We start from the raw sequence: 19,986 nt of genomic DNA, 5'->3' as shown, positions 1-19,986 counted from the left end.
CACCTGTGCCCTACACCGGCACCGGCGCCCGCACCGGCAACGTCACCGTCACCGCAAGCCCTTCACCCGGCGCCGTACGCACCCCCACCTCGCCTCCGTGCGCCTGGACCACCCCCTGCACGATCGCCATCCCCAGCCCGCTGCCCGCGCCGCCTCCCGCGCGGAAGAAACGGTCGAAGACGCGAGCCGCGTCCTCCGCGTCCAACCCGGGCCCGTCGTCGGCGACACACAGCCGCACCGCCCCGTCGTCCTCCCGCTCCACCCCGAGCCGCACCGGCACGTCGGCGGGCGTGTGAATGCGCACGTTGGCCAGCAGGTTGCCGAGGATCTGGCGCAGCCCCGACTCGTCGGCGTGCACCAGCACCGAGCCGTCGGCGCGGACGGATATCGGCCGCTCCGGCTGCTGCACCCGCAGATCCTCGGCCGCCTCGCGCACCAGACGGCTCACGTCGACATTGCGGAACCGCAGTTCGGGCTGCTGGTCGAGGCGGGCGAGGGTGAGCAGTTCGTCGACGAGCCGGCCCATCCGGTCGGCCTCCGCGAGCACCCGCTCCCAGGCGCGTTTGCGGTCGGCCACCTCGCGCAGCATGCCCTTGTCGTAGAGCTGGAGGTAGCCGCGTATCGCGGACAGCGGGGTGCGCAGTTCGTGCGAGGCGTCGGCGACGAAGCGGCGCAGCTGGGCCGCGCTGTGCTCGCGCGTGCGGTACGCCGACTCCACCTGGTGGAGCATGGAGTTCAGGGCGAGCCGCAGCTGCTCGACCTCCAGGGTGGCCTCCCGGCTGGACGGCACGCGCCGGGTGAGGTCGCCCTCGGCGATGGCTGTCGACGTCTCGACCATGTCCTCCAGGGGCTGGGTCCGGCGGCGCACGCTGAACATCGTCAGCCAGGCCAGCATGGCCAGCAGCAGCGTGCCGGCGGCGAGGTCGAGCTTGACGGCGCGGGCGACGACCTGCTGCAGCGACTCGGTCGAGGTGGCGAGCAGCACCGTCGTGCCGTCGGCGAGCTGTCCGGCGGTGACGCGGTAGTGGTCGCCCCGCACCTTCAGATCGTGTGGCTCGGTGTCGGCGGCGAGGACCGCCGGGTCGTCCACGGCGGCGGCCAGGGCGCGCTGGGTGTCGGTCGGGGCGATGCCGCCGATGGTCCGGGCCTGCCCGCCGCGGTCCACGGCCACGAAGACCGAACCCTGCACCGGTGAGTCCGCCTCCGCGTCGGAGGAGTCGGGGGCCAGTTTTTCGCTGAGGGCGAACAGCGAGGTCAGCGAGTCGACCTGCTCGAAGGTCAGGGGCGCGTCACCGATCGAGTCCCGGGACAGCATCAGCTCCCGGTCGACGGCGTCGAGCAGATAGAGCCGCATGCCCATCACGCTGACGCAGGTCGCCACGACCACGCCGAGGGCCAGCAGCAGCACGTTCGCCAGTGTCAGCTTGCCGCGCAGGGAGCGCGGGCCGCGCCCACCGCGCCACGTCGGCCACCTCATGCCAGCCCGTACCCGACGCCGCGCCGGGTGGTGATCACCGGCGGTCCCAGGGTGTCCAGCTTGCGCCGCAGATAGCTGATGTAGGTCTCCACGACGGTCGACTCGGGCGGCATGTGCTCGTACTGCCAGACGTGCCGCAGGAGTTGCTCCTTGGGCACGATCCGGCCGCCGTTGCGCACCAGGAAGCGCAACAGCGCGTACTCCGTCGGGGTCAGCTCGACCGACTTGCCCGCGCGGTGCACGCAGTACGTCGTCTCGTCGAGCTCCAGGTCGCCGTACCGCAGGGGTGGTCGCTGTGGCAGGACGTCGGCGGGGCGGGTGCGGCGCAGCACGGCGGTGACCCGGGCGACGACCTCGTCTATGTTGAACGGCTTGGTGATGTAGTCGTCGCCGAAGCCGAGCGCGCCGACGATCTCCGCGGGTGAGTCGCGTGCCGTGAGGAAGACCAGCGCCAGGTCGGGGCGTCGCGCGCGCAGTTCACGGCCCAGCGCACGGCCGTCGCCGTCCGGGAGCATGACGTCGAGCAGCGCCGCGTCGGGCCGGGTGCGCTCGGCCAGGGTGAGCGCCTCGCGGACGGTGCCCGCGGTCATGACCTCGAAGCGGTGGTAGCGCAGGGCGATCGCGAGGACGTCGGCGATGCTCACCTCGTCCTCCACGACCAGCACGGTGCCGGGAGCCGTCGTCATGCCCCCAGTATCGGCGCGGGCACTGACAACGGGGCCCGCCTTCGCTTTGGAGTTCCTTGAGAGTCATGGCCGGGTCGTGTCCACGCCCGTGCGGTGCCGCCAATCCTGTTGCGCAGGACCTGGGGGACCAACCGACTTGTGACGAAGGAGCGTTGAGCGTGGCGACATTGGCACGGTGGTGCTATCGGCACCGGCTGGTGGTCCTGGTGCTGTGGGTGGGGGCGCTGTTCGGACTGGGCTTCACGGCGACGACGGCGGGCACGGATTACGCGAACGTCTTCTCCCTGCCGAACACGGACTCCAAGCGCGCGTACGACCTGATGGAGAAGGCCTTCCCGGAGAGCGCCGGCGACACCGACACGGTGGTGTGGAAGGTCGACGAGGGCTCGGTGCGGGACGCGGACGTAAGGTCCCGGATCGAGCCCGCGCTGGCCGAGATCGGCCGGATGGACGGCGTCGGCGAGGTCTCCGGCCCGTACGCCGGGGAGCGGGGCGCGGCGCAGGTCAGCCGGGACGGACGGATCGCGTACGCCCAGATCACCTTCACCGAGCAGGCGAACGCCATCCCGGTGGAGCTGATCGAGGACGTCGTCGACACCGCGCGGGCGGCCGAACGCGACGGACTCCAGGTGGAGTTGGGCGGTCAGGCGATCGCCCGCACCCAGGAGCCGCCCACCGGCACGGCCGAACTCGTCGGCATCGTGGCGGCGGCGGTCGTGCTGTTCCTGGCCTTCGGCTCGCTGTTCGCGATGCTGCTGCCGATCGTCGTGGCGATCTTCGGAGTGGGCACCGGCATGCTCTCGACGATGCTGCTCAGCCATGTCACGAACGTGCCCGACGTGGCCCCGCTGCTGGGCTCGCTGATCGGTCTCGGCGTCGGCATCGACTACGCGCTGTTCATCGTCACCCGGCACCGGCGCGGCATCCTGCGCGGTACGAAACCGGAGGAGGCGGCCGTCACCGCCCTCAACACCTCCGGCCGCGCGGTGCTGTTCGCGGGCGGCACGGTCTGCATCGCGCTGGCCGGCATGCTGGTGATGAACCTGCGCTTCCTGGACGGTGTGGTCATCGCGACCTCCCTCACCGTCGTGTTCAGCATCCTCGCCGCCGTCACCCTGCTGCCCGCGCTGCTGGGGCTGCTCGGCATGCGGGTGCTCAGCCGCCGGCAGCGGCACCGGCTGGCCCATGCGGGACCGGAGCCGGAGGAGGCGAGCGGGCTCGCGGCGCGCTGGTCGTCGTACGTCCAAAGGCGCCCGCGTGCGATCGCGGCACTCGCGCTCGCGGTCATGGTGGTGCTGTCCCTCCCCGTGCTGTCCATCCGGCTGGGCGCCACCGACCAGGGCAACCACCAGGCGACGACGACCACCCGGCAGGCGTACGACCTGCTCGCCGAGGGCTTCGGCCCCGGCTTCAACGGCCCGCTCCAGGTCGTGGTCGACGGCCCGGCGCCCGACTCGCTCGTCTCCCGCATCGAGTCCACCGAGGGCGTCGCCCAGGTGGCCGCCGTACCGCCCGCGAACGACGTCACGGTCATCCAGGTGGTGCCCACGACCTCACCGCAGTCCGAGGAGACGGACCGGCTGATCGACGTACTGCGCGACGAGGTGATCCCGGCGTCCGGCGCCGAGGCCCACGTGGGAGGCGTCACGGCGGTCTTCAAGGACTTCGCGTCGGTGACGGGCGACCGGCTGCCGTACTTCATCGCGACGATCATCGCGCTGGGCTTCCTGCTGCTCCTGGTCGCCTTCCGCTCGCTGGTGGTCCCGTTGACGGCGGCGGTGATGAACCTGATCGCGGCGGCCGCGTCCTTCGGTGTGCTGGTGGCGATCTTCCAATGGGGCTGGGGCACGGAGCTGCTCGGCATTGGCAAGGAGGGCCCGATCACGGCGTTCCTGCCGGTCATCATGCTGTCCCTGCTGTTCGGCCTCTCGATGGACTACCAGGTGTTCCTGGTGAGCCGGATGCACGAGGAGTGGGTGCACACGAAGGACAACGCGCGGGCGGTGCGGGTCGGGCTCGCGGAGACCAGTCGGGTCATCAACTGCGCGGCGCTGATCATGATCTGCGTGTTCAGTGCCTTCGTGCTGAGCGGCGACATGGAGGGCGCGATGGCGGGCATCGGGCTGGCGGCGGCGGTCGCGCTGGACGCGTTCATCCTGCGTACGGCGCTGGTGCCGGCGGCGATGCATCTGCTCGGGCGCGCGAACTGGTGGCTGCCGGCGGGGCTGGAGAAGCGCTTGCCGCATCTGGCGGTGGAGCCGAGGGAGGAGCCGGTGGAGACGGTGCCCGAAGGTCCCTCCTCGGTGATCCACGGCTTCATCCGCACGGCGGACGGCGAGCCGGTGGAGGGCGCGGCGGTGACGCTGCTGTCCCGCGGCGGCCGTCAGCTGGACCGGGTCACGTCCCTGGCGGACGGCTCGTACATCGTGGCGGTGCCCGGGCCGGGGACGTATCTGCTGGCGGCGACAGCGGCGTCGTATGCCTCGCGGGCGGTGCATGTGGTGGTCGCCGAGGGGCCGTTGGTGTACGACGTGGAGTTGACGGAGATGGCCGAGGGGGAGGTGGACGCGGTCAACTGACCGACGGCTGACCGGCCTTGAGGATCCGCTGGACGTCGAGGGAGACGTTGGCGCCGATCGAGTCCGGCAGGGTGACGATCTCGCCGGGGGCGTGGACGCGATGGTGCGCGTAACCGTCCTCGGCGGGGTCGGTGAGGACGTGCAGGGCCTGGTTCTCGCGGTCGACGACGACGTAGACGGGGATTTTCGCCAGGGCGTAGGCATCAGCCTTGGAGTTCAGCTCGTCGGAGACGACATCCGCCACCAGGCGGAAGCAGTCCGAGGCGTAGCAGTTCCCCCGGACCAGGTGTTCTCGGTAGTCGGCGTTCACCACGGAGAGGTCGGGTACCGCGTAGTCCTCCGGTTCTTCCGGCAGACACAGGCCGATGCCCTGTATCACCCTGCTTGCGCCGCCGTGCAGGCCGGCCGTGGCGCACACCAGCATGACCTCGGCCACGGCCTCCAGATGAGGGCCGTCTCTCAGCGGAGACACGATGAGCCCTCCCTGGACGATCTCGGTGCGCCACCCGGGCTTTCTCGCCTCGACGTGCCGCGCGATGGCTGCGAGCGACGCCTTGCCGCTGGTTGCCGACGACATCTCGTACCTCCCGGAATCGGTGCCGGGAGCATCGTCGTCGGTCAGGCGCCCTCCCGGGGCACGCCAGTGACGACATCACCCGAAAGTGATCACCCGGCCCCGTGCTGATCGGCCTCGTCGAGTTCCGAGCGCCAGCGGGTCAGGGTGCGGTCGTAGTGGAGTGGGCCGTGGCGGTAGCGGGTGAGGTCCAGGGTCACCAGCTGCTGGTAGGCCGCCTCGGGCAGGTCGTGTTCCAGGACGATGCGCAGACCGGTGGACGGGTCCTGGAGGACCACCGGACGGGGGCTCACCCCGGCGGAACCTCCCGTGCGGTGGCGCAGGCCGCGAACGGCCTCCCGGAACCTGCCGTAGGCGCCCTCCGCCGCCTTCTGGCCCAGCATGCCGAGGAACGCCTGCAACGGCAGGGCGATCAGGACCAGCCAGGTCAGCTGCTCGGTCGCCCGCCGGACCGGCAGTTCGCGGACGCCGGCCGTGACGCCGAGGGCGGCGAGGGCATCGGTGAGCGGTCGCTCCTGCTCACGGGTGACGTGATGGGCGACGACGATGTCGGCGCGCAGGGACGTGGGTTCAGTCATGGTCGTTCTCCTCCAGTCGCCACAGGTGGACCTGCTTCCCGCTCGCGGTGGCCAGGCGTTCGCCGTCGGGGGCGAAGACGACGTCCCGCACCCGGTCGCCGTGGTTGATGACCAGCAGTTGGTCGCCGGTGTGGGCGTTCCAGACCCGTGCGGTCCTGTCGTGGCTGCCGGTGGCCAGAAGGGCGCCGTCGGGGCTGAAGCTCACGGCGTTCACCTGACCGGCGTGGCCGACCTCCAGCAGCTGTGCTCCGGTCTCCGCGTCCCAGACCCGCGCGGTGTGGGAGTCGCTCGCGGTGGCGAGGCGGCCGCCGTCAGGGCTGAACCTCACCTGGAGCATGCTTCTGGGGTGGGTGACGTTCATGAGCTCGGCACCGGTCTCGGCGTTCCAGATCCGTGCGAGGTCGTTGTTGCCGACGGTGGCGACACGGCCGCCCAGCGGGTCGAACACCGCGCTTCTCGCGCTGCCCTGGTGCTGATCGGAGAGCCGCCACAGCTCCGTGCCGTTGCCGATGTCCAGCATCCGTATGTTGCCGCCCAGATCGCAGCAGGCCAGGCGATGGCCGTCCGGGCTGAACGACACGGCGTGCACGGTGTGACCCGTGTAGTGCGAGGACACCTCGGCGCCGGTTTCCACGTCCCAGGTCCGGGCCGTCAGATCGCCGCTGCCCGTGGCCAGGCGTGTTCCGTCGGAGCTGAAGTCGACGCCCCAGACGCCGGCGACGATGCCGCCGTGCCGCAGGGTGTGCAGCACATTGCCCTGGTCGTCCGCGATCATCGCGACCCGTCGGCCGGTCCCGAGGGCGAGTCGGCTGCCGTCCGGACCGAAGGCCACCGCGAAAACCGTGTGGGGCGCGGTGACGACGGGCAACGGGGCGGCGGCGAGGGGCCGGACGCCAGTGCCGCGCACCTCTTCGCGCACCTTCGCGAGCAGCCGCCCGGTGTCCCGGTACTCGGCGTCCAGCGCGCGAACCGCCCGCAGCGCCCCCAGCGCCTCCCGCCACTGCCCGCCGTCCATGTGGTCCAGCGCCTCGCGATAACGCGCGGCGAGGGTCTGGGCGCGGTCGGCCGCCGCCAGGGCCTCCCGGGCCGCGTCGGCCATGGCCGCCACCTCGGGATCGGGGACGGCCGGGTGCCGCAGGCGTTCGGCGACGGCCAGGACCGCCTGCCAGCGGCCGGAGCGGTGCAGGGTGACGATCTCGGCCCGCAGCCGCGCCCGATCGCGCTCGGCACGGGCCTGTTCCAGCAGCGCGGCGGAGTCGCCGTACCCGGGTTCGACGGCGGCGATCGCTTCGAGGTGGTCGACCGCCTGGTCCCAGTCGCGGGCGGCGGCGGCCGCGGTCGCGGCGGCGTACAGCGAGGCGAGGCGCTGGCCGTGGCGGGCCTGGGCGAGCTTGGCCCGGCAGTCGCGGTAGTCGGAGTCGCGGGCGAGGACGGCGCGGAACGCCTCGACGGCCTCCCGCCACCGATCCGTGTACAGGGCGGCCAGCCCTTCGGCGTACAGCTCCTCCAGGCTGATCTCCTCTCCCTCCTTCGGCTCCGCACCGGCCGGACCGGGCACCGGTCTCGGCTCCGGCGGTGCCGGGTCCGCCGTACCGGCGAAGTCGAAGAGGTGGCCGCCACCGTCGAGGGAACGCAGGTACAGCACCGGCGTGCCCCACTCCAGGGTGCCGGGGCGGGCCAGCGTCATGGCCTGGCGGGCCTCCATGACCGCCACGTCGATGGGGAGTTGCCGGGCCAGGGAGTCGTAGAACGCGTGTGCGCACTCCAGTGCGGCGTCCTCGCTCACCTCGTACTGCATGGCGAGGACGGCCGGCAGGCCCTTGCGCATCAGGGCCCCGGCCACGCTGGAGAACGGGTTGAGCCCGTCCGCGCGCCCGGTCTCACAGGCGTTGAGCACCGCCAGCCGCAGCGAGGGGTGCCCGGCGAGCAGCATCGCCAGCTGACCGGCACCCAGCGGGTACGTCTCGCCGTGCTCGCCGGCCAGCGCCAGCGTGCCCTCCTGGGCGACGGAGTCGTACCCGCCGTGCCCGATGAAGTGCAGGATGTGCCATTCGGTGCGGCTCCCGGCGGAACTCGTGGCGCCGCGCACCGCAGACCGCGCGTCGCGGCGGACCGCGTTGCGCAGGTCGCGCCAGGTCTGTCCGCCCACCCAGCCCAGCTCGACCCGCCCCTCCGCCAGCAGGTCGGACAGGGCGTCGCGCAGCCGCTGCTGCTCCGCCCGTACGGCCAGCGGCTCCTGGTCCTCGGGGCGTGCGACCATGCCGAGGATCCGCAGCGGCGGCGTCACCACCAGCGGCTCGACCGGCCGGGCCACCTGCGGGTGCCGCACCAGCGGCACCTCCAGGCAGACATAGGTGTCCTCGGCGGTGTCGTAGAGGAACTCCCAGGGCAGGCGGGCCAGTTCGGGCGGCTGGACGCGGAGCACCATGCGGACCTGGCCGCCCCGCTGGGCCGCCCGGTTGCGTGCCGCCAGCAGCAACGCCGCACCGGCCCCGCCCAGCAGGGCGTCGAACAGCATCCGGCCCAGCTCCCGGACGGGAGCCTCGCTGCCCACGGCGGCGCGGCGCACGCGGGCCGAGGACGCGACCACCGCGTCGGGTACGCGTTCCGCCAGTGCCTCCAGTTCACGGGGCGGCGGCAGGCGCAGTACGTCCGCCGCCTCCTCGCCGTCCGTCGTCCGGAACGTCACGGGGTAGCCGTCCGCCCCGCCCGGGCCGACCTCTATCCGGAAATCGACGTCCACCGCATCCCCCCAAGGCCGTGCCGGTCGTCAACCGCACAGCGCACTTCCCCGCGTAACGCCCCCACCATGCCGCCTCGACAGCAGCATCCGCACCGCTTTCACGCGAGATCGAGCGATCGCCCCAACTCCGGCCGCTTGCCGTAGTCCGTGAAGCCCAGGACGTTCCCCCACGGATCCGCGACCTCGACCGCCCACCCGGTGGCCACCGGGATCGGCTCGTCCAGCGGCGTGATACCGGCCGCGGCCAGCGCACGGGCCGCCACCCGCGCGTCCGGCACCTCCAGCCAGACCCGCGCGGAGGGCCACGGCGGCGGCCGGTGCCCGAACTCGTCCTCCTGCCGCAGCAGAATCCCGGGCGTCTCGTCCCCGACCTGCAACAACGCGATCCCGGCCTCGTCGAACCGGAACCCCACGACAAACCCGGCCCGCTCATAGAAACCCACGGCCTCACCGAGGTCCCCGACCGGCAGAACCACGTTGTCGAACCCGAGCAGCTCGTACGACTGGTCATCTGGCATACCGTCAGGCTAGGCAGCGACCCGGAGATACGACGGGCACCCGACGGCACCGCGACCACGTCATCACTCGTTGGGGCGAGGACCGTGCCGGCCGTGGCCGGTCGGGACGTTTCGCACGCATGGCCGAGGGCCCCGCTCCGGAACGGAGCGAGGCCCTCGGTGAGGCAGCGGAACGGAACGTCAGAAGCGGCGCGTGATCAGCGCCTTCTTCACCTCGGCGATCGCCTTGGTGACCTCGATGCCGCGCGGGCAGGCGTCCGTGCAGTTGAACGTCGTGCGGCAGCGCCACACGCCGTCACGGTCGTTGAGGATCTCCAGGCGCTGCTCACCGGCCTCGTCACGCGAGTCGAAGATGAACCGGTGGGCGTTGACGATCGCGGCCGGGCCGAAGTACTGGCCGTCGTTCCAGAACACCGGGCACGAGGAGGTGCAGGCCGCGCACAGGATGCACTTCGTCGTGTCGTCGAAGCGCTCGCGGTCCTCGGCGGACTGCAGCCGCTCACGCGTCGGCTCGTTGGTGTCCTTCGTGATCAGGAAGGGCATCACGTCCCGGTACGCCTGGAAGAACGGCTCCATGTCCACGACCAGGTCCTTCAGGACCGTCAGGCCCTTGATGGGCTCGACCGTGATCGGCTTCTCGGGGTTGATGTCCTTGATCAGGGTCTTGCAGGCAAGGCGGTTCTTGCCGTTGATCCGCATGGCGTCCGAGCCGCAGATGCCGTGCGCGCAGGAGCGACGGAACGTCAGGGTGCCGTCCAGATCCCACTTGATCTTGTGCAGACCGTCGAGGACACGCTCCTTGGGGTCGATCTCCAGCTGGAAGTCTTCCCAGGTCGCGTCCGCCGAGACCTCCGGGTTGAACCGGCGGATCCGGAAGGTGACGGTGATGTAAGGCGAGGCGGCGGAGTCCGCTTCGACCTTGTCCAGAACGGGGGTAGCCATCAGTACTTACGCTCCATCGGCTGGTAGCGGGTCTGGACGACCGGCTTGTAGTCGAGACGGACGGTTTCGGACCCGTCGGCACCGACCTCGCGGTACGCCATGGTGTGGCGCATGAAGTTGACGTCGTCGCGGTTGGGGTAGTCCTCGCGGTAGTGACCGCCGCGGGACTCCTTGCGGGCCAGCGCGGAGACCGCCATGACCTCGGCCAGGTCGAGCAGGTTGCCCAGCTCGATGGCCTCCAGCAAGTCCGTGTTGAACCGCTTGCCCTTGTCCTGGATCGCCACGTTCTTGTACCGCTCGCGCAGCTCGGCGATCTTCTCGACGGCCGTCTTGATCGTCTGCTCGGTGCGGAACACCATGACGTTCGCGTCCATGGTCTCCTGCAGCTCACGCCGCAGGGTCGCCACCCGCTCGTTCCCCGTCGACGTGCGCAGCCGCTCGATCTGCTCGACGACGAGGGACTCCGGGTTGTCCGGCAGCTCGACGAAGTCCGCCTTCTGCGAGTACTCCGCCGCCGCGATGCCGGCCCGCTTGCCGAACACGTTGATGTCCAGCAGCGAGTTGGTGCCGAGGCGGTTGGCGCCGTGCACGGACACGCAGGCGACCTCGCCGGCGGCGTACAGACCCGGGACGACGGTGGTGTTGTCCGCCAGGACCTCACCCTCGACGTTGGTCGGGATGCCGCCCATCGCGTAGTGCGCGGTCGGCTGGATCGGGATCGGGTCCGTGTACGGCTCGATGCCCAGGTAGGTGCGCGCGAACTCGGTGATGTCCGGCAGCTTGGCGTCCAGCTGCTCCGGCGGCAGGTGGGTGAGGTCCAGGAAGACGTGGTCACCCTCGGGGCCGCAGCCGCGACCCTCACGGATCTCGGTGTAGATCGAGCGGGACACGACGTCACGGGACGCCAGGTCCTTCATCACCGGCGCGTACTTCTCCATGAAGCGCTCGCCGTCCTTGTTGCGGAGAATGCCGCCCTCACCGCGGGCGCCCTCCGTCAGCAGGATGCCCATGCGCCAGATGCCGGTCGGGTGGAACTGGAAGAACTCCATGTCCTCCAGCGGCAGGCCCCGGCGGTACACGGCGGCCTGGCCGTCACCGGTCAGCGTGTGCGCGTTCGACGTCACCTTGAAGAACTTGCCGGTGCCGCCGGACGCGTAGATCACGGACTTCGCCTGGAAGACGTGGATCTCGCCGGTCGCCAGCTCGTACGCCACGACACCGGCCGAGTGCTTGATGCCGTCGACCTCGGTGATCAGCTGGTCCAGGACGTAGAACTCGTTGAAGAACTCCACGCCCTCCTTGACGCAGTTCTGGTACAGCGTCTGGAGGATCATGTGGCCGGTGCGGTCGGCCGCGTAGCAGGAGCGGCGGACCGGGGCCTCGCCGTGGTTCCTCGAATGCCCACCGAAGCGGCGCTGGTCGATCGTGCCGTTCGGGGTGCGGTTGAACGGCAGGCCCATCTTCTCCAGGTCGAGGACCGAGTCGATGGCCTCCTTCGCCAGGATCTCGGCGGCGTCCTGGTCGACCAGGTAGTCACCGCCCTTGACCGTGTCGAAGGTGTGCCACTCCCAGTTGTCCTCCTCCACGTTGGCCAGCGCGGCGGCCATACCGCCCTGCGCGGCGCCCGTGTGGGAGCGGGTGGGGTAGAGCTTGGTCAGCACGGCGGTGCGGCTGCGCTTCGTCGACTCGATGGCCGCGCGCATGCCCGCGCCACCGGCGCCGACGATGACGGTGTCGTACTTGTGGATCTTCATGGTCGGTTACCTCAGCCCCGTGCCTAGCGGATGTTCGGGTCGAAGGTGAAGATCACCAGCGTGCCCAGCAGGATGGTGAACACCGTGGCGGTGTACAGCAGGCCCTTCAGCCACAGGCGCGTGTTCGCGCGCTCCGCGTAGTCGTTGATGATCGTGCGCAGGCCGTTGGCGCCGTGCAGCATCGCCAGCCACAGCATCAGCAGGTCCCAGACCTGCCAGAACGGGCTCGCCCAGCGGCCCGCCACGAAGGCGAAGCCGATCTTCGACACGCCGCCGTCCAGCACGAGCTGGATCAGCAGGTGGCCGATGACCAGGACGACCAGCACGATGCCGGACAGCCGCATGAACAGCCAGGCGGCCATCTCGAAGTTGCCGCGGGTGGTCCGCGGGGTCTTCTTGGTGCGCTGGCGCGGCGGCTCGATGAGCGGCGCCGGGTTGTCGACCGTGTAGACGGAGGCGCCCTCGACGGGGCCGATACCGGAAGCGGTGGTGTCAGTCGTGGACATGCGCGTCAGCTCCCGAAGACTTCACGAGCGGCGTGGCCGAGGACGGGGTAGATCGCCCCGAGCATCAGCACGACCCAGACGGCCATGACGGTCCAGAGCATCTGCTTCTGGTAGCGCGCGCCCTTCGACCAGAAGTCGACGGCGATGACGCGCAGGCCGTTGAGCGCGTGGAAGAGGATCGCGGCGACGAGGCCGTACTCCAGCACGGCGACGAGCGGCGTCTTGTAGGTGGCAACGACCTCGTCGTAGGCCTCGGGGGAGACACGGACGAGTGCGGTGTCCAGCACGTGTACGAACAGGAAGAAGAAGATGAGGACGCCGGTGACTCGGTGAGCCACCCAGGACCACATTCCTTCCCGGCCGCGGTACAGCGTTCCAGCCGGCACGGAAGAACCCTCCGGGAGCGGGGACTGGGGCCTGCCGGCTTCGGCGTCGGACGGGCCCGGCCGGGTACGGTCCACCGGCCCCCAGCATCGTAGCGACGGTTGCCTGCGGCGCTTACGGGGGGCCTGGGGATGTGATCAAACTGGCAGTCGAACGGGCTATTCGGGGTGGGGTGCGCTGTTATGTGCCGGGTGCGGGTGCATTGTGGCTGGTCGCGCCCACGCGGCGGAGCCGCGAATCGTTACAGCCCCGCGCCCCTCAAGGCGTTCGCCAGCCGCCCCTTTGCCAGTCGGCGGAGTTCTTCTGCCGCTATGGTCCGTTCCTCTTCTGGATCGTTTGTCAATCGTGACCGGATGGCTGCCAGGAGGCAGTCGAGGATCTCGTCCGGGGGTGCGTCGTCCACGCAGATGACGAACGCGTGTCCGAAGCGGGATTCGTACGCCGCCTGTGCCGCGCTCAGTGCCGTATGGGCGGCGGAGTAGGTGTCCGCCGGGAGCGCGGGCAGGGACTCCGCCGCCAGTGCCTCCGCCAGGTCCGCCGTCGTCAGGTCGTACGCCGCCTCGTCCACCGCCGCCATCAGGGCGTCCGCGTCCGGGTACGGGCGGTGGTCGGCGACCCGCCTGGCCCAGCGGAGGCTGTGCAGGCAGCTCAGCAGCAGGTGCCGCACGGCCTCGGCGGGGGCGCTGTTGAAGTGCTCCACCGGTATGGCGACTCGGCCGGGGAGGTCTGGAAGACGGTGCGCAGGCAGCGTGGGTCCTCGTGGGCGTCACGTGTGTCGGCAGGGGATGCTGTGAGAGATGTGCCGTCACGTTATCGAGAGTGGTCACGGCGTGTCCGAGGGATGCCTGAAATTCACCCGGACGGGAGAGTTTAAGGACGCGCGGTGGACGCTTTCGGTCGTACGTTGGCTGGGTGAGCCAGCACAGGCGCCGGTCGTCGGCGCGGAACGACATACGGACGCGGTGGCTGATCGTGCTGGTCACCGCCGCGGTGGTGCTCGTCGGGCTCGGCCTGGGCCTGTCGACCGGCAAGGGCGCCCCGCCCGGCACGTCAGCGCATCCTTCCGACCCCGCGGCGGCGGCCGCGCCGAGCCCGACGCCCACCCGCACCTACCCCCTGTCCACGGCGCCGCGCACCATTCCGGCGGTCCAGGACCACTCCCCGGCGCGCGGCCCCGGCTGGCGGCCCGAGCAGGGCCGGCGGGTCGTGGTGAGCGACGCCGGGCTGGCCGACGAGGGGCGGCTGATCGCCGGTGAGCTGGGGCTGACGTACGCGGGGGAGAAGGGCGACCAGCGGCCGGGGGATCTGCGGCTGGCGCTGAGCGGGGCCGAGGGGGCGAACCGGGAGTCGTACACCATGACCGTCCGCGATGGGCGGGTGAGCATCAGCGCGGCCGGTGAGGCGGGGGTCTTCTACGGGACCCGCACGCTGAAGCAGACCGTGCACGACGGCGGCACGGCGCCCGAAGGGGTCGTGCGGGACGGGCCGGCCAAGGAGCGGCGCGGGCTGATGCTGGACATCGCCCGCAAGCACTTCACGGCCGACTGGATCGAGGACCGGGTGCGGGAGCTGGGCGACCTCAAGTTCAACGAGCTGGGGCTGCACTTCTCCGACGACCAGGGCTTTCGTATCGAGTCCGACTCGCATCCCGAGATCGTGTCGCAGCAGCACCTGACCAAGGCGGAGGTCCGGCGGATCGTCCAGCTGGCCGAGAGCCGGCACATCACCGTCGTACCGGAGATCGACTCGCCGGGGCATCTGGGTGCGGTGATCGCCGCGCATCCCGATCTGCAGTTGCGCAACGCACAGGGGGTTGCGGCGACCGGGGCGGTCGACATCGCGAATCCGGCGGCCGGGAAGATCATCGACGAGCTGCTCGACGAGTACGCCGGTCTCTTCCCCGGCAACCAGTGGCACCTCGGCGGCGACGAGTACCGGGCGCTCATGGCCTCCGACCCGGCGGCCTCGTACCCGCAGCTCGCGGCCGCCGCGCGGGAGAAGTACGGCGCCGGCGGGACCGTCGCCGACCTCGCCACCGGCTGGCTCAACGACCGCGCCGCCACGGTCCGCGCCCACGACCGCACCCCGCGCGCGTGGAACGACGGCTTCTACGCCGGTACGTCCGTGCAGCCCGACAAGGACATCCAGGTCGCGTACTGGACGGGCAAGGAGATCGGGGCGCGGCTACCGGTCGAGTATCTGAGGGCGGGACGGCAGGTCATCAACTACAACGACGAGTTCCTGTACTACGTCCTCGGGCAGCCGCAGACCTTCGTCTATCCGACGGGGGAGCGGATATACGAGCAGTGGACGCCGCGGGTGTTGCGCGGGACGCAACCGGTTGCGGCACGTTACGACGGGCAGATTCTCGGCGGTTCGTTCGCGGTGTGGTGCGATCTCGCGAACTCCCAGACGCAGGAACAGGTCGCGGCGGGTATACGGATGCCGCTGCGGGCGACCGTCCAGAAACTGTGGGACGCGGGCGAACCGGACCTTTCCTGGGCGGAGTTCCGCACCCTGGCGGATCAGCTCGGCTGAGAGTGGCGCCACGCGAACCCGTTGGCCGAAACCTGCTCTTTCCGTTCCTTCACCGACTCGATGCCGTGCCGGTGTGACAGTACGGCAGTATGGCGCGCAGTAAGGGGAAGTGCGGGCTCCGTAAGCGATGGCGCCCCGGGACGGGAGGCGTGGATGAGCCTGGTGGAACTGATCGCGCAGGCCGACGAACGAGGGCTGGCCGTCAGCGCGCTGGCTTGTTTGGACCGGTGTGTGCCTCTGCTGGGCGGCGACGACGAGGTGCTGCGGCCGCTGTGGGCGAACCTGGCGGACAACGGCGACGTCGGCGAGTGGGGTGCGCTGCTGGACAAGGCGCGCGGGCAGCTGGGCGTCGCGGACGTCATGGACGCGGAGGACGTCGAGGACGAGGCCGCGTTGCTGGTCCGACGGATGCTGGCCGCCGCCCCGGCCATGCGGTCCGGCGCCGAGGCGCGGGTGTGGGCCGACGGCTGCTCGGTGGCGTCCCTGCAGATCCACCGCCTTCTCGACCCCGCGGAGGACGGCGCGGCCTCGGTCGACACCCGGCGCGAGGGCGGTACGGAGGGCATGTCCCCGCTGGTCGCCGCCGAACTGCGGCGCCAGATCACCGTCCTGGAGCTCCTCACCGAACACGGCACGGCCGGCCTGCGCCGCGCCCTGGACGTGTCGACGGAGGGCCGCCGTGTCCTCCGCGCGGTGGTGTCCCGCCGGGCCCGGCAGGCCTGAGCCCCGGATTCGGGATCGTAAACCGGCCCGGGCGAGAGGATCCTGTGACTGTCCTGAGAGCGCGTTGGGGCGGTCCTGCGCCGGTTGCGGGCAGTGGTCGAAAACGCGTGACGAAACGTTGCTGCGGGGCGCTTTTCCGAGTGTGACGACCCAGACCGATACGACGACCCAGGCGGGGGCTCCCCCCGAGAACAGGCCCTCAGCTGCGGCGAAGCCGGTGCGGTGGGCGGCGGACGCGGTGGCGACCCTGCGTGAGGGGGCGCGGCTGCGGCTCGACTACTCCGCGCAGTCGCTGTGGCGTGCCGACCGGCTGATCGACGACCTGCGCCGGGAGGGCACGCCGTACGCCGCCGTGGAGACCGTGCTGCGCGGGCTCGGGGCGTACGCGGGTGAGGTGATCGTCCGCCAGGCCGGCGCCGAGTGGTGGGCGAGCGGTGGCGACCACTGGATCCGCACGCCGGACGGCCGCCTCTGGGACCCCATCGACGAGGCCCGCCGCTGCTTCGCGGGCGGCGACGGCTCGCTGCGGCTGCTGTGCAGGGACGCGACGAGCGGCGGGGCCTGATCGTTCCGGGCCGTCACGGCGTCGGCGTCCGGCCCGGTGCGCACGGTCCCGGCGCCGTCTCACCTTGCCGGCTGCTGTGACACTTCTGTGAGGCCCGACGCTGATGACCTCGGGGGGCGTCGGCACGGCCGGAACGTGTCGCACGTGGGGACATCGCTACGACCCGTACGAACGAGGACGGTCTTGGGCCAGGGAGGGGAAACCCGGCGCGTACAGGCGTACGACGGGGAATTGGGCGCGGCGGTCGCGCGCGCCCAGGGCGGGGACGAGGCCGCGTTCGCGGCGGCGTACCGGATCGTGCAGCCGGGGCTGCTCGGCTATCTGCGCGGCCTCGTCGGCGACGACGCCGAGGACGTGGCGTCCGACGCCTGGCTGGAAATAGCCCGGGACCTCGGGCGCTTCAAGGGGGACGGCGCCGGGTTCCGTGGCTGGACCGCGACCATCGCCCGGCACCGGGCGCTGGACCACCTTCGTCGGCGGCGGGTGCGACCCCGGTCGACGGCGCTCGAACAGGACGTACTGGACCTGCCCGCCCGGCACACCACTCACGAGCAGGCCCTGGAGTCCATCTCCACCGAGTACGCCCTGAGCCTGGTCCGCGGGTTGCCGCGGGACCAGGCCGAGGCCGTGCTGCTCAGGGTCGTCGTCGGACTGGACGGCCCCACCGCCGCCCGCGTCCTCGGCAAGCGGCCCGGCGCGGTGCGCACCGCCGCCTACCGCGGGCTGAAGCAACTCGCCCGTCGACTGGGCGGTGAAGGTGTGACGGATGACGGCTCGCCGACGCTGGGTGAGTCGAAGTGAGCGACGTCGGTGGCGGACCCGAAGAGGAGCCGACCCGGCCGACCCGGCGCAGCGACCGGGTGGCTCGTACAGGGACGGAATCGGACATGGGCGAAGGGCGAATCGACGGCGGGGTCCCCGACCGTCGGCGGGCGCGTCCGCACGCCGCCGTGTCCGAGCCCGGCAAGCCCGACGCGGGGCTCGCGGCGCTGCTCGGCACCGCCCTCCGCGACGACGGCGTGGACGCCGAGGCCGAACAGCGGGCCGTGACCGCGTATCTGGCCGCCCGGGACGCGGGAGCGCATCGGGCGCGCACCCGGCGGCAGGACGACTGGCGCCCCCGGCGGCGACGGCGTCCGGCACGCGCGGTGCGGACCACGCTCGGCGTGCTGTTCGCGAGCCTCACCGTGGGCGGCGTCGTGTTCGCGACGAGCGGTTCGCCGGATTCGCCCAGAGGCGGCCGTGAAGATCGTCCGGCGCCCCCGCCCGCGACTACCGCCCCCGCCACACCGAACGCCCCGAACCCGTGAGGAACTTCACCGCCAAGGCAACGGCCGGGGCCGCCACCCCCCACAGGAGAGGCCCCGGCCGTCGCGCGGCACGGGCCGCGCGGCGGCCCGTACTTCTTTCAGCGTCATGACTGCGTTTTCTGTCACACCCCGGGCGCGTCACGAGTTAGTTGCATCGACTACGGACATGGACGTGGAGCGGTTTCAAGACGTAACGTGCCTTTCGCGCCGGAGTGCGGAGGTGGCAGACCACCGCAACCACAGCGGTCCTTGCACCGCAACCACTGATTCAGGAACCACAACGGCGAGAACCCGGTCCGCGAGAGCGGCGCCGGTTAAGGCGCAAAGAGGGGCGCGCGGTGGGGGACGACGCGGAGCTGACGGCCGCGGTGCTCGCGGCACAGGGCGGGGACGAAACCGCGTTCCGGACGGTGTATCGCGCGGTGCACCCGCGGTTGCTGGGCTACGTACGGACGCTGGTCGGCGACCTCGACGCCGAGGACGTGGCGTCGGAGGCCTGGCTGCAGATAGCCCGGGACCTGGAACGGTTCAGCGGCGACGCGGACCGGTTCCGGGGGTGGGCCGCCCGGATAGCCCGCAACCGCGCGCTGGATCACATACGGATGCGCGGCCGGCGACCCGCGATCGGCGGGGACGAGACCGAGCTGACCGGCCGGGCCGCCGAGTCCGACACCGCGGGCGAGGCGATCGAGGCCCTCGCCACCGACCACGCCCTCTCCCTGATCTCCCGGCTGCCGCAGGACCAGGCCGAGGCCGTGGTGCTCCGGGTGGTGGTGGGCCTCGACGCGAAGACCGCCGCCGAGACGCTCGGCAAACGGGCGGGAGCCGTGCGCACGGCGGCACACCGGGGGCTGAAACGACTCGCCGAGCTGCTCGGCGACCTCGGCGGCGATCCGGAATCGGCCGGTGTGCTCGATGCCCTGCCGCCCCAGCGAGAACCGCGCGACCGCGCGGTGACGTCCGCGAGTGTGACGCCTACGCGCACGCGGACGCAGAAGGACATGTGATGGCCGACGAGCAGTACAGGTGGCTGAACCGCGAAACGGCGGAGCGATTGCTGAGCGGAGAGCCACTGGACGCTGCCGACGACGCCACCCGCGAGCAGGCCGCCCGACTCGCCCACACGCTCGGCGCTCTCTCCGCCAGAACCCCGCTGACCAGCGACGAGCTTCCCGGTGAGGCCGCCGCGCTGGCCGCCTTCCGCAAGGCGCGGGCGGACCGCGACAGCGAGCATGCGGCCCTCGACGCGACCGGCCGGGTGCGGCCGTCCGACGCCGGGCTGGTGCGCATCGGCGGCCGGACCGATGGTCGTACGACCGCTGCCCGCCGCCCGTTCCGGGGCCGTCCCGTGCGCCTGGGGCTGGCCGCGGCGCTGGCCGTCGCGATGCTCGGTGGGGTGGCCGTCGCCGCCGGAACCGGAGTGCTGGGCACGCCCTTCCTCGACGACGAACCCGGCCCCGCCGCCTCGGTGTCGGCCGCCGAGCCGCCCGAGCGTCCGCTGGTCTCGCCGTCGCCGACGCGGCCCGAGCAGCCCGGCTCGGCCGCGCCGGACGGCTCCCCGAGCGGGTCCGCCCCCGGCAGCCCCGACCCGTCCGCCGACGACACCCCGTCCACCGGCGGGGACGCCGAGGAGCGCACGGGCGACGCCGGCAGCTGGTGGAAGACGGTCAACTCGGCCTGCCGCGACCTGCGCGAGGGCAGGCGCCTGGACGCCGGGCGCAAGCGGGTCCTGAAGGAGGCGGCGGGCGGTTCCAAGCGGGTGCGCAAGTACTGCGAGGCCGTCCTCGGCGACTTCGACGCCTCGGAGGACAAGCGCTGGGGCAAGGACGACAAGGGCGACGACAAGAAGTCCGGCCGCAAGGGCGACGACGAGAGCCAGGACAGCCGCGGCGACGACGGCGAGGACAGCGGCGACGACGACGGCGACGACGGCGACGACGGGGACGACGGGGACGACGACACGGCTCCCGACCTCACCGGCGGCTCACGCTCCGGCACCTCCTCGTGGCCGCCGGCCCTCGTCCCCGACCTGCCGCGGAAGACGCAGTCGCTGCTGCCGACCCCGAACCCCTCGTACTCAACCCTCTGACGCGTAAATAGGTCCAGGTC

At 71.5% G+C, this 19,986-nt stretch carries 19 protein-coding genes; 8 read left to right on the top strand and 11 right to left on the bottom strand.

Annotated features, from left to right (window positions below):
• Window positions 1-10: 10 nt before the first annotated feature.
• Complete coding sequence (locus I2W78_RS14425) at window positions 11-1,477, bottom strand: sensor histidine kinase (RefSeq protein ID WP_196460138.1); 1,467 nt, start codon at window positions 1,475-1,477, stop codon at window positions 11-13.
• Window positions 1,474-2,163: a response regulator transcription factor gene (locus I2W78_RS14420; RefSeq protein ID WP_196460136.1), complete on the bottom strand. Its 690-nt coding sequence runs from the start codon at window positions 2,161-2,163 to the stop codon at window positions 1,474-1,476. The genes I2W78_RS14425 and I2W78_RS14420 overlap by 4 nt, the downstream gene beginning before the upstream one ends.
• A 167-nt stretch (window positions 2,164-2,330) precedes the next feature.
• Between I2W78_RS14420 and I2W78_RS14415 the strand changes: the two genes are divergently transcribed.
• Window positions 2,331-4,742 (top strand): MMPL family transporter, encoded by a 2,412-nt coding sequence (locus tag I2W78_RS14415; RefSeq protein ID WP_196464558.1) that lies wholly within the window; start codon window positions 2,331-2,333, stop codon window positions 4,740-4,742.
• Here the strand turns inward: I2W78_RS14415 and I2W78_RS14410 are convergent.
• From I2W78_RS14410 to I2W78_RS14370, 9 genes are all read right to left on the bottom strand, one after another.
• Window positions 4,735-5,319 (bottom strand): Uma2 family endonuclease, encoded by a 585-nt coding sequence (locus tag I2W78_RS14410; RefSeq protein ID WP_196460134.1) that lies wholly within the window; start codon window positions 5,317-5,319, stop codon window positions 4,735-4,737. The two genes, I2W78_RS14415 and I2W78_RS14410, sit on opposite strands and share 8 nt — an antisense overlap.
• An 89-nt stretch (window positions 5,320-5,408) precedes the next feature.
• Window positions 5,409-5,894, bottom strand: coding sequence for a hypothetical protein (locus I2W78_RS14405; protein ID WP_196460132.1), 486 nt, complete (start codon window positions 5,892-5,894; stop codon window positions 5,409-5,411).
• Complete coding sequence (locus I2W78_RS14400) at window positions 5,887-8,637, bottom strand: CHAT domain-containing protein (RefSeq protein WP_196460130.1); 2,751 nt, start codon at window positions 8,635-8,637, stop codon at window positions 5,887-5,889. The genes I2W78_RS14405 and I2W78_RS14400 overlap by 8 nt, the downstream gene beginning before the upstream one ends.
• Before the next feature lie 98 nt (window positions 8,638-8,735).
• On the bottom strand, window positions 8,736-9,155 hold the full coding sequence (locus tag I2W78_RS14395; protein ID WP_196460128.1) for a VOC family protein: 420 nt from the start codon (window positions 9,153-9,155) through the stop codon (window positions 8,736-8,738).
• Between the two features lie 180 nt (window positions 9,156-9,335).
• The gene (locus I2W78_RS14390) at window positions 9,336-10,097 is read right to left on the bottom strand and encodes a succinate dehydrogenase iron-sulfur subunit (RefSeq protein ID WP_196460126.1); all 762 of its coding nucleotides are present in this window, start codon (window positions 10,095-10,097) and stop codon (window positions 9,336-9,338) included.
• A complete protein-coding gene (gene sdhA / locus I2W78_RS14385; RefSeq protein ID WP_196460124.1) occupies window positions 10,097-11,851 on the bottom strand; it encodes a succinate dehydrogenase flavoprotein subunit in 1,755 nt (584 codons plus the stop codon). The genes I2W78_RS14390 and sdhA overlap by 1 nt, the downstream gene beginning before the upstream one ends.
• Window positions 11,852-11,874: 23 nt before the next feature.
• Entirely contained in the window at window positions 11,875-12,357 is a 483-nt protein-coding gene (locus tag I2W78_RS14380; RefSeq protein WP_196460122.1) for a succinate dehydrogenase hydrophobic membrane anchor subunit, read from the bottom strand.
• Between the two features lie 5 nt (window positions 12,358-12,362).
• Window positions 12,363-12,743 (bottom strand): succinate dehydrogenase, cytochrome b556 subunit, encoded by a 381-nt coding sequence (gene sdhC, locus I2W78_RS14375; RefSeq protein ID WP_196460120.1) that lies wholly within the window; start codon window positions 12,741-12,743, stop codon window positions 12,363-12,365.
• 239 nt (window positions 12,744-12,982) lie between these two features.
• Complete coding sequence (locus tag I2W78_RS14370; protein ID WP_196460118.1) at window positions 12,983-13,441, bottom strand: 2-oxo-4-hydroxy-4-carboxy-5-ureidoimidazoline decarboxylase; 459 nt, start codon at window positions 13,439-13,441, stop codon at window positions 12,983-12,985.
• Window positions 13,442-13,653: 212 nt separating this feature from the next.
• Between I2W78_RS14370 and I2W78_RS14365 the strand changes: the two genes are divergently transcribed.
• The 7 genes from I2W78_RS14365 to I2W78_RS14335 all read left to right on the top strand — a co-directional run bounded on the left by I2W78_RS14365 (window position 13,654) and on the right by I2W78_RS14335 (window position 19,966).
• Entirely contained in the window at window positions 13,654-15,279 is a 1,626-nt protein-coding gene (locus I2W78_RS14365) for a beta-N-acetylhexosaminidase (protein WP_196460116.1), read from the top strand.
• A gap of 153 nt (window positions 15,280-15,432) precedes the next feature.
• A complete protein-coding gene (locus I2W78_RS14360; RefSeq protein ID WP_196460114.1) occupies window positions 15,433-16,002 on the top strand; it encodes a hypothetical protein in 570 nt (189 codons plus the stop codon).
• A gap of 142 nt (window positions 16,003-16,144) precedes the next feature.
• Window positions 16,145-16,567, top strand: coding sequence for a hypothetical protein (locus I2W78_RS14355; protein ID WP_196460112.1), 423 nt, complete (start codon window positions 16,145-16,147; stop codon window positions 16,565-16,567).
• Between the two features lie 183 nt (window positions 16,568-16,750).
• Window positions 16,751-17,368 carry an RNA polymerase sigma factor gene (locus I2W78_RS14350; RefSeq protein ID WP_196460110.1) on the top strand — a complete coding sequence of 206 codons (618 nt, stop codon included), beginning with the start codon at window positions 16,751-16,753 and terminating at the stop codon, window positions 17,366-17,368.
• A gap of 86 nt (window positions 17,369-17,454) precedes the next feature.
• A complete protein-coding gene (locus I2W78_RS14345) occupies window positions 17,455-17,877 on the top strand; it encodes a hypothetical protein (protein ID WP_196460108.1) in 423 nt (140 codons plus the stop codon).
• 338 nt (window positions 17,878-18,215) lie between these two features.
• Window positions 18,216-18,884, top strand: coding sequence for an RNA polymerase sigma factor (locus I2W78_RS14340; RefSeq protein WP_196460106.1), 669 nt, complete (start codon window positions 18,216-18,218; stop codon window positions 18,882-18,884).
• Entirely contained in the window at window positions 18,884-19,966 is a 1,083-nt protein-coding gene (locus I2W78_RS14335; RefSeq protein WP_196460105.1) for a hypothetical protein, read from the top strand. The genes I2W78_RS14340 and I2W78_RS14335 overlap by 1 nt, the downstream gene beginning before the upstream one ends.
• The last annotated feature ends 20 nt before the right edge of the window (window positions 19,967-19,986 follow it).

Origin of the sequence: Streptomyces spinoverrucosus, from assembly GCF_015712165.1 — a bacterium.
GTDB lineage: Bacteria > Actinomycetota > Actinomycetes > Streptomycetales > Streptomycetaceae > Streptomyces > Streptomyces spinoverrucosus_A.
The sequence above is the reverse complement of the archived record's forward strand: the minus strand, read 5'-3'. Positions and strand labels throughout refer to the sequence as shown.

Excerpts from the sequence above, each read along its gene's own strand:
- I2W78_RS14425 (WP_196460138.1), bottom strand. The coding sequence starts at position 1,477 with ATGAGGTGGCCGACGTGGCGCGGTGGGCGCGGCCCGCGCTCCCTGCGC.
- I2W78_RS14420 (WP_196460136.1), bottom strand. The coding sequence starts at position 2,163 with ATGACGACGGCTCCCGGCACCGTGCTGGTCGTGGAGGACGAGGTGAGC.
- I2W78_RS14410 (WP_196460134.1), bottom strand. The coding sequence starts at position 5,319 with ATGTCGTCGGCAACCAGCGGCAAGGCGTCGCTCGCAGCCATCGCGCGG.
- I2W78_RS14405 (WP_196460132.1), bottom strand. The coding sequence starts at position 5,894 with ATGACTGAACCCACGTCCCTGCGCGCCGACATCGTCGTCGCCCATCAC.
- I2W78_RS14395 (WP_196460128.1), bottom strand. The coding sequence starts at position 9,155 with ATGCCAGATGACCAGTCGTACGAGCTGCTCGGGTTCGACAACGTGGTT.
- I2W78_RS14390 (WP_196460126.1), bottom strand. The coding sequence starts at position 10,097 with ATGGCTACCCCCGTTCTGGACAAGGTCGAAGCGGACTCCGCCGCCTCG.
- sdhA (WP_196460124.1), bottom strand. The coding sequence starts at position 11,851 with ATGAAGATCCACAAGTACGACACCGTCATCGTCGGCGCCGGTGGCGCG.
- I2W78_RS14380 (WP_196460122.1), bottom strand. The coding sequence starts at position 12,357 with ATGTCCACGACTGACACCACCGCTTCCGGTATCGGCCCCGTCGAGGGC.
- I2W78_RS14360 (WP_196460114.1), top strand. The coding sequence starts at position 15,433 with ATGAGCCTGGTGGAACTGATCGCGCAGGCCGACGAACGAGGGCTGGCC.
- I2W78_RS14345 (WP_196460108.1), top strand. The coding sequence starts at position 17,455 with ATGGGCGAAGGGCGAATCGACGGCGGGGTCCCCGACCGTCGGCGGGCG.
- I2W78_RS14335 (WP_196460105.1), top strand. The coding sequence starts at position 18,884 with ATGGCCGACGAGCAGTACAGGTGGCTGAACCGCGAAACGGCGGAGCGA.